The 16,762-nt window shown below is 47.9% G+C and carries 14 protein-coding genes; 3 read left to right on the top strand and 11 right to left on the bottom strand.

Features of this window, described 5'->3' with window-relative positions; all coding sequences use genetic code 11:
• Positions 1-12: 12 nt before the first annotated feature.
• Positions 13-558 carry a hypothetical protein gene (locus ACQE3D_RS17945; RefSeq protein WP_313729609.1) on the bottom strand — a complete coding sequence of 182 codons (546 nt, stop codon included), beginning with the start codon at positions 556-558 and terminating at the stop codon, positions 13-15.
• A 46-nt stretch (positions 559-604) separates the two neighbouring features.
• On the opposite strand from ACQE3D_RS17945, the gene ACQE3D_RS17940 reads away from it, so the two are divergent.
• Positions 605-943, top strand: coding sequence for a hypothetical protein (locus ACQE3D_RS17940; RefSeq protein ID WP_313729610.1), 339 nt, complete (start codon positions 605-607; stop codon positions 941-943).
• A 54-nt stretch (positions 944-997) separates the two neighbouring features.
• On the opposite strand, the gene ACQE3D_RS17935 is transcribed toward ACQE3D_RS17940, so the two are convergent.
• The 8 genes from ACQE3D_RS17935 to ACQE3D_RS17900 form a co-directional block, all read right to left on the bottom strand.
• Entirely contained in the window at positions 998-2,275 is a 1,278-nt protein-coding gene (locus ACQE3D_RS17935) for a replicative DNA helicase (protein ID WP_313729611.1), read from the bottom strand.
• Positions 2,276-2,479: 204 nt separating this feature from the next.
• Complete coding sequence (locus ACQE3D_RS17930) at positions 2,480-3,274, bottom strand: hypothetical protein (RefSeq protein ID WP_427551140.1); 795 nt, start codon at positions 3,272-3,274, stop codon at positions 2,480-2,482.
• 488 nt (positions 3,275-3,762) lie between these two features.
• A complete protein-coding gene (locus ACQE3D_RS17925; RefSeq protein ID WP_313729613.1) occupies positions 3,763-4,014 on the bottom strand; it encodes a hypothetical protein in 252 nt (83 codons plus the stop codon).
• 132 nt (positions 4,015-4,146) lie between these two features.
• A complete protein-coding gene (locus ACQE3D_RS17920; protein ID WP_313729614.1) occupies positions 4,147-4,800 on the bottom strand; it encodes a hypothetical protein in 654 nt (217 codons plus the stop codon).
• Positions 4,801-4,889: 89 nt separating this feature from the next.
• Positions 4,890-5,180: a HigA family addiction module antitoxin gene (locus tag ACQE3D_RS17915; protein ID WP_313729615.1), complete on the bottom strand. Its 291-nt coding sequence runs from the start codon at positions 5,178-5,180 to the stop codon at positions 4,890-4,892.
• A 28-nt stretch (positions 5,181-5,208) separates the two neighbouring features.
• Positions 5,209-6,216 carry an STAS-like domain-containing protein gene (locus tag ACQE3D_RS17910; protein ID WP_313729616.1) on the bottom strand — a complete coding sequence of 336 codons (1,008 nt, stop codon included), beginning with the start codon at positions 6,214-6,216 and terminating at the stop codon, positions 5,209-5,211.
• A gap of 138 nt (positions 6,217-6,354) precedes the next feature.
• Positions 6,355-7,608 carry a tyrosine-type recombinase/integrase gene (locus ACQE3D_RS17905; RefSeq protein WP_313729617.1) on the bottom strand — a complete coding sequence of 418 codons (1,254 nt, stop codon included), beginning with the start codon at positions 7,606-7,608 and terminating at the stop codon, positions 6,355-6,357.
• Positions 7,609-7,610: 2 nt separating this feature from the next.
• Complete coding sequence (locus ACQE3D_RS17900) at positions 7,611-8,363, bottom strand: hypothetical protein (RefSeq protein ID WP_427551139.1); 753 nt, start codon at positions 8,361-8,363, stop codon at positions 7,611-7,613.
• Between the two features lie 423 nt (positions 8,364-8,786).
• On the opposite strand from ACQE3D_RS17900, the gene ACQE3D_RS17895 reads away from it, so the two are divergent.
• Both ACQE3D_RS17895 and ACQE3D_RS17890 read left to right on the top strand, forming a co-directional pair.
• Complete coding sequence (locus ACQE3D_RS17895; RefSeq protein ID WP_427551137.1) at positions 8,787-9,971, top strand: AAA family ATPase; 1,185 nt, start codon at positions 8,787-8,789, stop codon at positions 9,969-9,971.
• 55 nt (positions 9,972-10,026) lie between these two features.
• Positions 10,027-12,855, top strand: a complete 2,829-nt coding sequence (locus ACQE3D_RS17890; protein ID WP_427551135.1) for a UvrD-helicase domain-containing protein — start codon at positions 10,027-10,029, stop codon at positions 12,853-12,855.
• Between the two features lie 213 nt (positions 12,856-13,068).
• On the opposite strand, the gene ACQE3D_RS17885 is transcribed toward ACQE3D_RS17890, so the two are convergent.
• Both ACQE3D_RS17885 and gapS6a read right to left on the bottom strand, forming a co-directional pair.
• A complete protein-coding gene (locus tag ACQE3D_RS17885) occupies positions 13,069-16,404 on the bottom strand; it encodes a tetratricopeptide repeat protein (RefSeq protein ID WP_427551133.1) in 3,336 nt (1,111 codons plus the stop codon).
• Between the two features lie 12 nt (positions 16,405-16,416).
• Entirely contained in the window at positions 16,417-16,740 is a 324-nt protein-coding gene (gene gapS6a, locus ACQE3D_RS17880) for a GapS6a family protein (RefSeq protein ID WP_427551131.1), read from the bottom strand.
• Positions 16,741-16,762: the final 22 nt, after the last annotated feature.

The following is a 16,762-nucleotide window of genomic DNA, read 5'->3' as shown; positions in this document are numbered from 1 at the left end:
CTGTCCTTGCAATTACGCCGCTTCGGCCGGATGTTCGGCGGCGACTTCGATGGTGGTTCCGACTAACAAATCGGGGGCGAAACGGGGCGCGTCGGCCAAAAATGCTTCAACCTTGATTTTTTCCGCACCTAAGTCGGCGATTTTCTGCTGGAAGGCCTCGATCGCCGGCGTGGGATCATCCAGAATTTCATCGATTTCGACCTGGTTGAAGCCCTGCTTCTTAAGCTCAGTCGTTTTTTCGAGGTGGGTCTGCTCGGCGTGGCGCTTGTGCGCTTGCGCCGCTTCAATGTCGGAGCCGATCCGGAATAGGCGGCTTGATGCGAGGTTGATTAAATCTTGGTCCCGGTTCAAGTACTGGCTGTTCGCCTGGTCGATCACTGCTTGCGCCGACGAGTCGATTTTTCCGATGATTTCGGCGGCGGCCGCTACGGTTTTTGCGTCTTTATCGTTGAGGCCAAGGGCTGCGCCGTCGATTTTTGCCAATGCTTCGGCGGCCGGGCCGACGGCGGATTTAATTGTTTGAGCTTTGAAAAACTCTACCTTCGATATTTTTGGCATTTTCACTCCAGTTTTGGTGGAAATTTGAGGTTATGGCGTAGGTTACATGGTGGTTTTCGCCAATTCGCCTGCCTTTTCCGGTTTATTTGCCGCTTTCGGCTTCGGCCGATGCGGGCAACAATTTCCGCATTTCCCCACCGGTTGCGTAATCGATCAAAAGTTGCAACATCCAAAAGAATTGGCTTTTTTCGCTTTCATCCGCGAATTTGATGTCACCTGCGTCGATCGCGGCGACGTAGTGCGAGGAAATGACTGTGAAGGCGTTGCGAAGGTATTCCGGGTCGGTTGCGTCCTCTTCGGGCTGGCTATTGATTTTGCGCCGGATCAGCTCAAGCAGCGTTGGCGACTGGTCGGTGGCAAGTTTTTCAAGTCGTGGCAAAAATAGATTGGCTGGCATTTTTGGTTTCCGGGGTGGTTAAAAAATTGTTCGACGGTTGGATTAAGCGGCGTCGGCGTATCGATCCGCGAGGTTTGTCCACTGCATGGTTTGGGGCAGGTAGCAACAGCGCACGGTGGCCACTTCTCCATGCCGGTTTTTATCGATGATTATTTCGGCTGGCGCGAGGTCGTCGTCGTCGCGATGGAGAAGTAAGATTTGATCGGCTTCTTGCTCGATCACACCGGAATCCCTGAGCTCGGCCATGTTCGGCCGTTTGTCGGAGCGCTTGGTCGACTCACGGTTAAGCTGGGCTAGCGCCATAACGGGGATGTTGATTTGGCGGGCAATGTTTTTCAGGCCAATGGCGATTTCGCCGACATCGACGGTCCGGTTGCCGCTTGTTTTGATCGGCTTAATGCGCGTTATGTAATCGACGATAATGATGTCGATCCCGCCGTCGATGGCCCAAGCTTTAGCCCGCAGGGCTATGTCCGCGATAGTGACGTCCGGATTGTCGAATATTCTGACATCGAGGTGTGCGATGCGGTTAATCGCCGCAGTGATGTTGGGCCAATCGGAGTCCTGCAGATTGGCGTCTCGCAGAGCGGTGCCGGCGATTCCGCTATTGGCCGATGTTGCCCTCAGCATGAGCTGGCACACCCCCATTTCTGTCGATATAAATCCGACTCGCTTGCCCGTCTTGGCTAGGTTGAGAAGGACTGACATCCCAAAGGCCGTTTTCCCGACGGCTGGCCTGGCGCCGACTACGACCAGATCGGTTGGATGCATGCCACCGAGCACGCGATCAAGTGCCGTGATGCCTGTTTTGAGCCCTAGGCCGCCCGACTCGCGAGATTCGAATGCCTCTTCAAGGCCATCAACGAACTGGCCTAGGGCCTGCTTGATTGTGTGGTTGTAGTTGCGCGACTCCGTTGCGACTGCGGCCAATGTGGACTGCATCATTCGGCCGAGCACTTCGTCTAGGTCGGCGCCAGCCTGGAGCTGGGCGAGTGAATTGGACAGGACTTGCTGTACGTGCGCGGCCTGGTAGATCGACCGCAACCCAGCCAAGTATTTGGGCAGGTTTTCGGCGGCAGCGTGGGTACCGTTTCGGATTTGGTTGAGTTCCTCGAGCATTCCAGGCCGTTTGATGTGCTCAGAGAGAGTTAGCATATCTGGCTCGTTGCCGGCGGCGGCGATGGCTTTGGCGGCGGCGATGACCGGCCGCCATTTTGAGAACCATCGCTCGTCAATTTCGTGGCCGGCCAGCGCTGTTGGGCGGTTGAGAAGGATATGAACAACCGCTTCCTCGTACTTCGTTTGTTTAGTCTGGCTCATTGGTAAATTTTCCGGCGCGATTTGGGCAGAGGTTCGGGGGCGGTGGTTGCGTATTTGACGAATTCGGGTAGGTTCGGTGGGAACCGGTTTCCAGAGTCGATACAGGCCTGGATGGCCGATTCGATCTGGATTGGTGAAAGGCGATCCAATTGCTTGGCCCATTCGATTTCCGCCGCGTTGAACTCTTCATCGCTTTTGAAACTTTCAATCCACAAGTTTCGGTAGATCGCTCCAAGTCTCGAGAAGAGGATGCTGACTTGCTCCAGGGCCTGAGCCGTTGGGGCTATCGCCGAGAGCGGGTGCTGGATATAACTTGGATCGAATGTCGAATGATTTTGATTTTGGGGCATGTTTGCGTCCTCCGGGTTGGGCGGGGTCGGTTGGGATGGTAAAGGGTTCTTTGAAGTGCAAGCCGGGACCGAAGAACGTTGCGGCTTGCTTGACGAACTCGGTTCCTGTCTTCGCGTTAGAGTCACACCAAGCGGCGTAGCGGATTACTCCTTGGATCAACTCCTGGGGGTCGATTCCGGACTTGATCCGCGCTGCAAAGGCCTTTCGTGCGTTCGTTTCGGAATTGCCGCCCGAGCGAGAGGGATAGTGCGACCAAGCGATCTGGAAATGCTTTTCGGTTTCGGATTTCGCTTTCTCCTCCGGATGAGGTTTTTCGAATAACCCGTCGGGAAAAATATTATCTGTATCTGTATCTGTATCTGTATCTGTATCTGTATCTGTATCTGTATCTGTATCTGGTGGCGTTACTGTAACGTTACAGGCCTGTTTCTTTCTTTCTCTATGCCTCGCAACCCGCGCCGCGCTTGAGTCTGACACATATTGGCGCTTATCCCAGTTAGTAGGTGAGTTATCGCTACAGATAAGGTTTTTGGAAAGCAAAGTGGCTTTCGTTTTTTTCCATTCTGCAATGGTAATGCGAAGCTGAAACGACACCTCATCGTCGTGTAACGTTACATTTCCGTTACAGCAGCGCAGGCACAAAATCATGATGAATCGCCGCTGATCCGCCTCCGAAAGCATCTGGATTTTTGGGTCAGTGGCGAATTCGTGGTATAGCCGTAACCATGGATTAGACATTTTCGCCCTATTTTTTGCGGTGTTGCTGCTGCGGAGGAACTGATCCCGCCGCCTGGCTCATTGCCGTCCTAAACTCGGCCTGGCTGGCCGCGAGCTTGCCATAGGCCGCGCACTGCGCGCATATATGGTGCTCGCCGCGCATCAACGGCGTCCCGCAACAACGGCAGGCAATTATTAATCTCCGAAACAAATATTTTGTGCTCATTATTCAACCCAGTCGGCCATTCCGCCTAACAACTTTCTCGAAATTAATTAACGTAGATTGTTGACGCATTTCCCGATTCAATTGCCGTCGAGTCGAAGTCTTTTTTCTAAAAACTGGGAAATTGCGTCTTTATCTGCGCCTAATTCATTGCAAGCCTTAATTCACAAGGCTTTGCAACGCATTTAATATGCGATCAGGTATCTTTATTCGAAACGATGCACTCGGCCAAAACGCGTGTGTTAACAAATAGCGTTTTGCCGACTTTATGGAATGCCCTGGACAAACCATTGTTTTTGCGCTGCACAACAGCCCACCGCCAGGATTTTTCGCTATAAAGATGAGGGAATTTTTTGGGGACATCGCCGGACGGGATAATATCATCCAGCGTTACATTGACTTGCCCGGCGGTTGCCGTGGCTGCGGATATATCTGTTGCGGTTCTCATGCTCTCACTCTCCATTTAGTTAGTTTGGGTGTGTGAGGCTATGGTATTGATGCAAAACAACTAATTCATCAAACAAACTGCATAGTTACCGGTATGGTTGCAGTTTTACCGGTAAAACTGTAATTTGTTAGCTTATTTGTTTGGGTACGGAAGGTGTGTTCGCAAAGTTTTATCTGTTGGCATTATCTTAAATCCGCTGTCTTTAATACCAATCCTTGGCTTCAATATGAGCTTGCGTGCTTCTTCAACCTTTGACTCTGGATTTATATTCATGTAATCATAAAAGTCTTTCTTAACAGGCGTCCATTTATCACTCGTTCCCTCTGATTTTGCTTTTGGACCGCTTTTATATCTTTTAAGCTCTTCTTTAATTTGTTTTATTATTTCATCTTTTTTTCGCAAATCACCTGCATCAATATCGTCCTTTAATTTATTAACCTCATAAAACTCTTCGCTTTTTACAAATTGAATTAAAGAGTAAATAACACCAGGATTTATATAGAAATATTGAGCAAGACTCTCATTTTCTATGTAATCTATATATTTAATGTGATTGACGGCATTTATATTGCTGTAATATAAAGCTAAGGCCGTTATATCAGTTTTATAGCTATATCCATTACGATAGCGACCTGAATCAAAGCTATCAATAAACTCATCTTTATTATCTTCTGTTAAATCCACGGCTTCCAAAATGTCTTTTGGTGCAAAACGAAGCAGCAAATCTGAAATATCTTCGCCTGTTGGTTCTCGGTAAGGTCCCATGGCCTGAATCACTCCATTCAAGTGCATTGTCATTAAGGTGGATAGCCAGCCAAGCGATTAATGACTCCGCCTGTCCCCCGTCGGGTAAGGCTGGCTAATTCGGATATTCGTTATGCCGCGCGCGGCCGCTGAATCGGCGTGACATTGGGCTTGGGCTTTTGCCGGGCCTGCCACAAATCGTATTCGGCCTGCATGCGTACCCAGGTATCGGCGGTCGGGCCGTTCATCCAGGCTTCCAGCCGGATCGCCATATCGGCACTAATGGCCGCCCGGCCATTGACGACGCGGGACAAGGCGACACGGGAAACGCCAAGCTGTGCGGCGGCTTCGGTGACGCCGATACCCAGTTCGGGTAACACGTCCTCTTTCAAAATGCTGCCGGGGTGTGGGGGATTGAACATCGTCATCATCGATTCCTGTTAAATATGCTCATTTAGCCGCCAGTGCCCGCTTAACCATGTTTTCAACGGCTGGGGTTAAGTTGATCGGCAGTAATTGGGTATTGGGATGGGCGTTGCCGAACACCCGGAAGACTTCGTCGGCAAACGCTTGGCCGATTTCCTCGACGCCGGCAAAATCCAATACCACGGTCTGAAAGCGCTCGAAGCGCATGGTCAAACGCTTGGCTTGCGATCGGGAAACCAGCTTTTCGCCTTCATGCTGAGCCAGGCGAACCGGCACAATGGTCTTGGCGAAGGTATATTCCTCCGGCGCGGCAAACTGGTCGAAGACGTCTTGCAAGATACGCGGGCTATCGTTGGCCAGGCGCATCAATACCAACGTGCCCGGCGCATTGGCGGGACGTTCCAGCAGAATATCGGCGCCCCATTCGTCGTGCATGAAATGCAACAGGCCGGAACGAATGTCGAAGGCGTCCATTACCTTGGACGAAAAGAAAATGCCTTCGCCGGTATGGTTGGCGGGGTCGGTGGTCAGCTTGCCCTTGGCTAGTTCCAGGATCGCCTCACGCGGATCGTACAAATTCATCGCCCGCTGAATTTTCAGAAAGATTCCTTCTCCTTCATCGGCGATGTAAATGGTGGTGTTGAGTGCATCGCGCACCAATTCCACGGCGACGTTTTCGGAGCCGGAATGGTCGATGGCATTGTTCACCATCTCGGTGACGGCATAATGCCAGATGTCGCGGACATTGCCGGGCAAGTCGTTTAGCAACGGCGAAATTGATTCGGCCCAGACAATATCCTCGCGTAAGCCGGCTCGGGGATAGACGCGCTGCACTTGCGCCATCGTTGCCAGTTGGTAACGCACGCCACGGCCCACACCGGATGAGGTGATGACACCTTCTTTTTTCAGCTTTGTCAGCCAAGCGCTTGCAGCTTGGCGGGAAACGCCGTGTTCAACGGCAAGACGACTGGCGACATTGCTGCCGTCTTCGGCAATCGTTATTAAGATGGAGTGGCGTAGGTCAGTGCTCATAGGGACTAAACGTAAAGTGATTTTAAAATAATTGTAAAGCCACAATATGCTAAACGTAAAGCGCCGATTGATTTGATTATTCGCGTCATGAATTGAGAGGCCGGCCAGTTCAATCAAAAACTAGCCGGCTGTTAGCCTTTACAGGTTGAACGCTTGCGCCAGTTCGTTGACGATCTGCCGCTTCTGGTCGCGGCCTTGGTGGATATAGCGCATGGTGGTTTGAATGCTCTTGTGGCCAGCTAGCTTGGCTATTTGATTGATTTCCTTGCCTTGGTCGGACAGCGCCGAGCAGAAGCCATGCCGTAGGCAGTGGAAGGTAAAGCGTTCGATCTTGACGGTGCCGTCCGCATTCAAAATATCCTTGCCGGAGATATTTGAGGCTTTCAAGGCAGCGCGCCAGGCCGCGCGGAAGTCCATCGGTTGCTCGGGAAGCTCGAACGACGGGAAGATCAAGCCTGTGCCGATTTCCTGATGGCGTTTCAGCTCGGTAATCACCACGGGCGCAAGGTAAAGCTCCCGGCTCGTACCGTTTTTGGTATCGCCGAGAAAGGCGGTGCCTTCTTTGAAATTAATGTCGCTCCAACGCAGATTCATCAATTCGCCTTTGCGGGCGCCGGTGGTCATTGCCATGACCACCAGCAGATACAACTTGTCCCAATGGGACGCTTGACAGGCTTTAATCAAGCGTTGGCGTTCCTGGTCCGATAATACCCGATCCCGGCGCTGGGTGTCGTCGTCGACCACGACGCTTCGCACCAGGTTTTCATCGACGTAGCCGCGACTCAAGGCAAACTTATAGACACTGGAAAGTACGGCTTTTTTGCGGTTTATCGTGGTCGTTCGCTCGCCTGCATCGATCATGTCGTCAACGTGTTCTCGCAAGTCGAAGATGTCGATGTCGGTCATGATGCGATCGCCGAAAACCCTGCACCAGTAATCAACCCGTTGCATCTGGCCTTTGTAGTCCTTTTTATTCCACCGCGACAGGTATTCGTCGCAGACTTCGCGGAACGTCTTGTAACGGATGCGCTTGCCGGCCTTGATAAATAGTTCGGCGCCTCCCATGCGCTCGATTTCTTGCGGCGACAATTGCAACAACTCCTTCTTGGATAACGCATTGATGGCTTCCAGCTTCGAGGAGTTACGAATCGCGAATAGATCAATACCAAGGTGAGCAAAAAGCGTAGCGCCGCCCATCCGCTCGACATCCGATTCGCTCAAGGCCGCCAATTGGCTCAGGTCCAATAATGGAATGGCCTTGATGTTGTTTTCGATGTCATCAGCCCAGGCCTGCGCGAGTTTTTCGGAGGTAAAGGTTTTGTTTTTAACGATACCTTTCATGCGGACATCCGCGCGAAACTTACCGTTCGATAGTGGTCGAATGTAAGCCATGATTACGCCTCCGCGCCCGCTGCGGCGGAATCTTCATCGAATAGAACCTCCAGGATTTCTTGACGATGGCGAACGCCATTAAAGCGGAAGCGACTCTGAACGATGTTGCAGTCCGGGTAATCTGGTAGCAATTCAAGCTGATAGCGGCGTGCGTCGGCCTCGGTCGTGAAGTAGCGATCGGCAATTGAAACCGACTGGCCTTGCTCGGCATCAAAAGCCACCACGCTGAAAGCCGAGACATGATTGATCTCCGACTGATTAGTCGCGCTAAACTCGAAGCCCCCGGACTCGTCCTGCACGACTTGGCATTCTGGGTAATACGGCAAGCTGAGGTATCGCCAGGCTTCGGCCTGTTCTAGGGATTGGAACCGCGGACCGATCAGATGATAATGGAGTGGGTGACCATCGCCACCCTGAACGACAAAAAATGTTCCTCGGGTCGCGCCGATCACTTCGCTGAGTAACTCCTGTCGAGCTTTGGAAAGCTCCGAGGGAAAAAAACGAATTTCGCGGTGAAGAAACATTTGATCGGCGTCGAGATGCCTGGCAGATTGCTCGGCATGTTGCCTTACGGCGTAGCGCTCGCCAAGAATTTTGTTTTCCGTGCCTACGGCAAATACTTCGACAGCATACGGCCCGGATTCCGCGCACGCGGAAAGCTTATCGGGGCTCTTTGAACGAATAGGGATTAGCAACGACTGCTCAGAAGGACGGTTGTCCGTTGAGCTTGGGAGGGATTGATTTAACTGGTTCATTACGCCACCTCATTGAGCAAATAATGCAGAGTGCGCCTAAATTTGCGCCTTGCTGCGGTTATGTTGCTTCAACTCGACGGCAATCCAGTTGACTTTGTCTTTCCAGTTCAAAGACTTAAAGATGGTGGGTCGTGTGCGATTCGAACGCACGACCATCGCATTAAAAGTGCTCAAGATGCATTGTAACTGATTGATTTAATTAACTAAATCAAGACTCCCGTTGCACTAAGTAGCAGTACAATGCATAACGTACCACAACCGAATCACGCAAAAGTCACGCACGATTTTTTGAGGCTTAATCGTGCAATCTTCATCTCTCATGCCTTAGATGCACCCATTCGGATTGAAGTGTATCGATTTATTTAAATGTATACATGATTCGTAGTATATTTATGAATAAATTGATACATTCGAGATATTGCTATGGATAAAATCAAAAATCCTTTTTCACCCGGTGCTGGATCGCCACCTCCTGAAATGGCCGGACGGGACGCCATTCTGGAACACGCTCGGGTATTGCTGGGACGTGTGCGTGCTAAGCGCCCGGAAAAAAGCTTATTACTGACGGGGTTGCGAGGCGTTGGTAAAACCGTTCTATTAAACGATATCGAGCGTATGGCGATTGATGCAGGTTATCGCACGTTGTTGGTTAAAGCGCATGAAGGTAAAAACTTGGCTGTTTTACTCGCGCCGCATTTGCGCCGCCTGCTATTTGATCTCGACAGACTGGCAGGCGCCGGCAACAAAGCTAAACGCGGCATTGCCGTTCTAAAAAGCTTCATCGGCGCCATCAATATCAAAGTGGGCGACTTCGATATTGGTCTGGATATCGAACCCGAATCAGGATCGGCCGACAGCGGTGACCTGGAAGTCGATCTTCCCAGTTTATTCACGGCTGTCGCCGAAGCGGCGGAAGAACGTCAGGTTGCAGTGGCGATACTCATCGACGAAATTCAGTATTTCAGTACGGATGAATTGAGCGCTTTGATTATGGCCATGCATAAAATGCAACAGCGGCAATTGCCCTTGGTGCTGATTGGCGCGGGTCTGCCGATTTTGCCGGGCCTAGCCGGAGAGTCCAAATCCTATGCGGAACGGCTATTTAGTTTTCCGGAGGTTGGGCCATTGCCGGAGCCCGATGCCTTTACCGCCATCCAGGAGCCGATACGCGCAGCAGGTGAATCGATCGAACCAGAAGCCTTGCAGGAAATTTACCGCATGACGCAAGGTTATCCGTATTTTCTCCAGGAATGGGGCTATCAGGCCTGGAACCACGCTGTAACATCGCCCATCACTTTGCAGGATGTCAGAGAAAGCAGTGCCTTGGTTTCCAAACGTCTGGATGAAAACTTCTTTCGCGTGCGCTTTGATCGATTGACGCCGCGCGAGAAAAACTATTTGCGCGCCATGGCAGAACTCGGTCAAGGTCCTTACCGGACGGGTGACGTTGCCGATAAGCTCAACGTTAAGATTAATACTTTGGGGCCGGTACGCGCCAGTCTGATCAAAAAGGGCATGGTCTTTAGTCCGTCCCACGGCGACATGGCCTTTACCGTACCCTTGTTCGACGAATTCATGCGCCGCGCCATGCCCGATTTCAATGTCTGAAGCGGATGGCCTCATTCCCGCATCGCAACAACACTGTCTGCCACTTTGATGATTCATGAAAGTCCTGATCTATAACGAACTCGATCCAAAAACCATCCCCGGTTTTGCCAAACTGCAAGGCTATCTGGAAAAAGACGACTTTAAATCGGCAGAGGTCAAAAAGGTCGGTGACAATCTCTACCGGGCCCGGCTTAATCAGCGCGATCGCTTGTTGTTTGCCATCTATCGTTATCAGGAACAACGCTATGCGCTGATTCTGGAATTCATCAAAAACCACGCTTACCAGGATTCGCGCTTTCTGCGCCAGGTCAGCACGATCGATGAAAGCAAAATCCCCGACATCTCGGCAGTATCCATCGACGAAGCCGCAGCACTGGTTTATCTCAACCCCCAGCAGCCGCGTTTCAACCTGCTGGATAAAATCATCTCTTTCGACGACCGTCAACAAGTCATTTATGACTTGCCCGCGCCGTTGATCGTGATCGGTTCGGCCGGCAGTGGTAAAACTGCGCTGACGCTGGAAAAAATGAAACATGCGGTGGGCGATGTGTTGTATGTCACCCAGTCGGCTTATCTGGTCAACAACGCGCGCGACCTGTATTACGCTCACCAGTACGACAACCCCGAGCAACAGATCGATTTCCTATCGTTTCAGGAGTTTCTGGAGAGCATCCAGGTGCCGGCGGGCAAACCGGTCAGCTTTGCGGCGTTTCAGAGCTGGTTCAACCGTTTTAGCCAAGGCCATGGGCTGAAAGACGCGCACAAATTGTTCGAGGAGTTCCGCGGCGTCATTACCGGCCCCGCCACCGACAAAAGCTGGCTGAGCCGCGAGGATTATCGCGCCCTGGGCGTCAAGGAATCGATCTTCCTGGCCGAAGAACGTGACGCGGTTTACGACGTATTCGAAAAATATCTGCAGTTTCTTGCCGATAACGCACTATACGACCCGAACATCGTCAGTCACCACTATCTGCAATCCATTCAAACCCGTTACGATTTTGTGGTGGTCGACGAAGTGCAGGATCTGACCAATATTCAGCTGTATCTGATCCTGAAGTCCCTGCGCCACAGCCGGGACTTTTTACTGTGCGGGGACTCAAATCAGATCGTGCATCCCAACTTCTTTTCCTGGGCCAAGGTCAAAAGCCTGTTTTACCGGCAGGACGATTTACAAACCGGCGATGAGCTGATCCGTATCCTCAACACCAACTACCGCAATTCACCGCAAGTAACCGAAATTGCCAACCGGATTTTAAAGATCAAAAATTTGCGCTTCGGCTCCATTGACAAAGAAAGCCATTACTTGGTGGAAAGCAACGGCCACAATCAGGGTGAAGTGCTGTTTTTGCAGGACACGACAGAGATTCGCCGGGAACTTGACAACAAGACCAAGGCGTCGACCCGCTTCGCAGTGATCGTCATGAGTGCCGAGCAAAAACCGGCAGCCCAACAGCATTTCGGCACGCCGTTAATCTTTACCATCCAGGAAGCCAAGGGCCTGGAATACGAAAACATCATTCTCTACAACTTCCTCAGCCAGGAAGAAACCCGTTATCGGGACATCAGCAAGGGTGTAGACGCTGCCGATTTGCAGCATGATCTCAAATATGCCCGCGGTAAGGACAAGACTGACAAATCGCTGGAGATTTACAAGTTTTACATCAATGCACTGTACGTCGCGCTGACGCGGGCGATCAAGAATTTGTATTGGATCGAAAGTCAACCCAAACAGGCGCTGCTGGACTTATTAGGCTTGGGCGAAGCCCAGGCCAGTCTGCAACTAGCCAGCCAGAATTCCAGTCTCGACGCTTGGCGACAGGAAGCGCATAAGCTGGAATTACAGGGCAAGCAGGAACAGGCCGAGCGCATCCGCAGCGAAATACTCAAGCAAAAAACGCCGCCCTGGCAAGTGATCGATGCGACAGCATTGCCTGAGTTGAAGCAGAAAGCGCTGGCCGGCAACGACAAGCAGGCCAAAATGATGTTGTTCGAGTACGCGCTGGTCTACGAAGACCTCGATATCATCAACAGTCTGTTGAAAGCCGATTTCAAGGCCGCCAAACAGCCCGACAAAGGCCTGCAACTGCTGCAACAAAAGCACTACAGCGCTTACAGCTTCAAAAAACCCGATGCGGTGTTGAAACAAGTCGATCAATACGGCGCCGATTTTCGAAACATCTTCAACCAAACGCCGTTGATGGTGGCCGCCTGGATGGGCAATGCCGAAGTCATCAAGGCCATGGAAGCGCTCGGCGCCGATACCGAAAAAGTCGATAGCAACGGCCTGACAGCCTTTCAAATCGCCCTGGCGCAAAGTGATCGTAGCGAAGCTTACGCCAGGAAGAAACTGGCCGACATTTATCCGCATTTGGAACCCACCAGCATGAGCATTCAGGTCGATGGCCGCCTGGTCAAACTGGATAAACACACCATGGAGTTTTTCCTGCTGAATCTGATGATCACCTTGTTCTACCGGGTCATGCCGAACAAACTCCGTTACCGTATCGAGGGCTTCACCACACAGGACTTCATCGACGCAATTCAGCATTTGCCGGTCAGCATCCTACCCGAACGCCGCAAGCAAAGAGCCTACCTGTCCAGCATTCTGGCCAAAAATGAAATCGACAAAGACGACAAGCACAACCGCAAGCTGTTTTATCGCGTGATGCGTGGTGCTTACATTTTCAATCCCAAGCTGGCGATTAAGGTGGAAGGCGAATGGGTCGATATTTACGATCTGCTCAGCATAGATAAACTGATGCCTCAGTACGAAGCGAGGCAGGACTGGTGGCGAGCCGATTACAACGCTTATCGCGAAAAAAGTATGGCAGCGTGTAAAGCGGAGCTAAAGCGATTAATAGCGGACAATCAGGCGGCTGTTTAAAAGGGGCGTTGGTAAATTTTTGACTGAAAGTAATACAACCGATTTTGCCGATTGCATTTATCCAAAGTGTCCAGTTAGCAAAATCCTGGGCCTGGAAATTGGATGTCCATAAAGGAGACCTTGGCGACATCAACCAACCGGCCATAAGCAGTCATTTGTAGATGTAAAAAAATGGATTCAGCAGTCTTATGAATATTATTTAAGTAACTCAAGCTAAGCTGAATTTATGTTTGAAATATTCTGATTTATTGTTGGGATACTTAAAAAATGCCCATTCGCAAATGCTGTAGCCATTGAAGAAATTATTCGAATCAAACGCGGTATGTTCGGCAGTTTTTCAATTAGTTTACAGATCAGCATTGCAAACGCAGCCTCTGCCTTTATATCATCATTGCATTGTATAGATACAAAACAGCAAGCATTAAACACTCTTTCAGCGTAACCGTTATTTCTTGGGTTCTGTATCCTTAAGCCATTTAATATTTCACCATCAAAATAAGCCTTTCCCAACACTCTCACCAATAAATCACTATAAAATCCAACCGCATTCACTGTGTCTGCAAATGCATGTGGATATAACCTTATCAATTTTGACAGAAAGTAATGTGCATGTTCATCATTAGAACCACTCATCATTATTAAATCTTGATATGTAATTGCATAAGGAAGGCACTCCATCGCGTGAAGATACAACCCTTCTTTCTTATGTTCAAAGCTTAATGTTTCACCCAATCGGGTGAAACATACTAAGGCATTGACAACTTCAAGATCAGAATCGTGAATAAATTGTGGCAGTATTCCATCAATACTCAGCCATGGAATGTTATTGCTTATCGATAATTTTATGCTTGAATAGACTGAGTCATCAATGATGCCATGGATACGAAGAAGTAATGGAGGTATATCAGTTAAACCAGGATTAATAACTTCACATTCAGAGAGAATTAGTTCTATTGCATCTTCAATCATGCGATGCTGTACAGAGTTTTTTATATCCTCTGCCGTAACACGAAAAAGACCACCTCCGGGCCTAATACCTAAAGTTAAATAGTCTTCCCGATTTATATCTTTGATCCACTCTTCAACAAAATATTTCGTTTCAGCGCTAATTATAAACTTTGTTGACGTATTGTTAATTCCAAATGCAAAACCAGTGAGTGCCAAATACGCAATTCCATAAACATCCAGAATAGCTTTTGTTGGGGAGCTATTGCCAAAGTTAGGCAACGGATTTTTGACGATATTATTTGTTGATAGTAACTCAAATGCTGCTTTTAAAGGATCGTTCCGATGTGAAAGATAACCCTTAAAGTATATTGGAATATCAGGATTTTCGAATATGTCAGCATTATCGCTTCTCTGCATTCTTGAGAGTTTTTCCTCAAAAATTGCCAGCATCTCATCGGGGTCATTAGGCACTTGAAATCCATAAAAACTATCTGTTCCATCATTTTGTATTTGCCGTAGATCTAATGAAATGCGAAAAGCCGCTACATATGCAGGTAGCCGTTCGATTAATTTGTAATCATGCATGCCATGTTGCCTTTCTTCACCAACCCTAAGTTCGTAAAGAATACTTCCCAAAGGGGAGTTTATGTCCAACAGACAATTATGTTTTATTGATTGGTTATCAATTAACAGTTTGGTATGTTTAACGTTATCTTCTGTATACACAACACCAACAACACAGTCACCAACTTTTTCGCACCCCTCTAAATCGAGTTTCTCATTTAAGGTCAAGGCAAAATTAAAATTGCTCATTGCCATTGCACAAGCATCAGGATTTTCAATAAACCAGGAAAGAATAATCCTCTCAGAGCGGCTAAAATCACCAGTTTTAGCGATTTCAATTAATAGACAAAATGCGGTCTTTGATTGTTTTAATAAAGCTTTGTCTGGTATCTTTTTTAAACGCTCACGCAATGTATCATCTGGGCGATCAAGTTTTCGATGCAACCTAATGAGACAATACCATGCATCTAAGTCGTTAGAATTTAGTTCAAGTGCTATATCAACAGATTCTGTCGCTTGAGCATAGTTGCCTGTTTGTTCTTGTAACAGACTTTGAATTAGCCATATGTCACAGTCCCACTCGGATTCGTTGATATTTTTCAATTCACTTGTAAGTGTTGCAGTTTGCTCACTAATTAACAAGGAATTAAGGTAGGATTTAACTATTGGTGAGGCCCAGAAATCAGCTACTGGCAAGAGCGGCTTGACTAAATTACTAGCAATCAAAGTAAGCTCAGGATGAAGTAATAAACTATCAGCTAACTCGACAAGTATTACCGGATTGACAAGCGTCAATTTATCTTTGTTTTTTTCGATAAAATTTTCTGCTTCAAGCCTTGTATTTTCAATATCAGTTCGATTATTGTTTTCTGAAAGCGCAATAAGTCTAAGTTGCAAATTCCATAAATCAGCATCTATTTCATCTTCAGCAACGACCACACCGCCTTTTTTCGCCCATTGGCTAATTCTTTTGCGTTCAAAATTCTTTAAAATTATAAACTTTTCGGTAGAAATTTCTTTTGCGGAAGTTATTTCAGTTAATAGCTGTTCACGATACTCCTTATCGCGTTCAGCCTTAACATAGTTAATCAAAAACTCATCTTTAATTTTTGATGGGTTTCCTGCATATATATTATGAAGTTGGGCCGCTACATCTTGATGCTTTTCTTCGAGTTGATCAACATATTTCCAGCATATACCCTCCAAACTCTTGTCACTGCCAAAAGTATACTTTAAGCAGACAGCTGCAACATCAAATAGTCGTTTATCCTGTCCGTTTGATTCATTAATTAAACTAACCAGCTCTTTAATTAATGCTAGAAGATTTCTCTTCAGTGTAGCTGTGATTGTCCAGTAACAAGTTTTTTGTAGTTGTTCGTTAATAAGTATCGATGATTCTGCAATGAACCGTAACACTCTGCTGTTAAATGAAGGAAATCTACTTTCAAGTCGTTTTGCTGACGTTAGTGCCAATGAAGAATTTTCTGCTCTAAGAAAGCCTCGAATTAAGCCATTAAGCTCGCCTTCGGTTAAATTAATTATATTTTTGTCAAATACACCTTTCAGCTCATCAATATCTGCAACAAGCTCATAAAATGCTTCATTAGAAAAAGGTCCAGGTTGTTCAATTCGTTTATATCGTTCTCGAGCATCATCACTTAGATTTCTTTCTGCTTCTAATCGAATTAATGTTGCAAAGCATAAATCATAAATTGAATTTATGGGGGGATGACTGGTATATGAAATTAGAGCGCTATGAAGCCGTATTTTTTCATTCTCTTCCAAAATATCAAGGTGAAACGAAAGACTATCAAGGAGCATTTCACTATCCTTATTTAGTGAGTTTGCGGCCTTAATGGTTTCTAATCGAATTTTAGCTGAAATAGGGTTCTTCTCTCTAATATCAGACAATATAAGTTCAATAGGTTTTTGCAAATTATCAGGAGCAATGCTTTGAATTTGATAAACATATTTATCTCTAACATTATCACCTGGTCCACTATGTGACTGGTAGATGTTCTGCTCAATTGAACTCATAGGACTTCTTCCTTAAAAACTAATTTTGTCCCTACCTACATTATCACCACTACCGCTGTGAGACTGTATAATAGTATTGCTTTCTACTGCTGGCTTTATATTACCAAGTATCGATATTAGTTCAGGAGATGCGGTAATTCTTTTTTCGATTGCCGATTCACTCATATCATCTGTTAAACTCAGTCTTTCTAGTTCTGAAGAAAGCTTCAATAACACGGAGTCATCGATAAGCCAATCTCGTAAACGGTCTTTCAAATTGTCTGCGGTCAACATCATTCCGTGTTTAATTACGTCGTAAGCGATACCAGACAGAATGCTTGATGTTAAAAAGTCCATAGGTTTTCCAAAGTATTAAATT

This window comes from Methylomonas sp. MS20, assembly GCF_050275925.1.
In the GTDB taxonomy this organism is placed as follows: Bacteria; Pseudomonadota; Gammaproteobacteria; order Methylococcales; family Methylomonadaceae; genus Methylomonas; species Methylomonas koyamae_A.
Note: the sequence above shows the minus strand (reverse complement) of the source record. Positions and strands in the feature narration are given on the sequence as shown.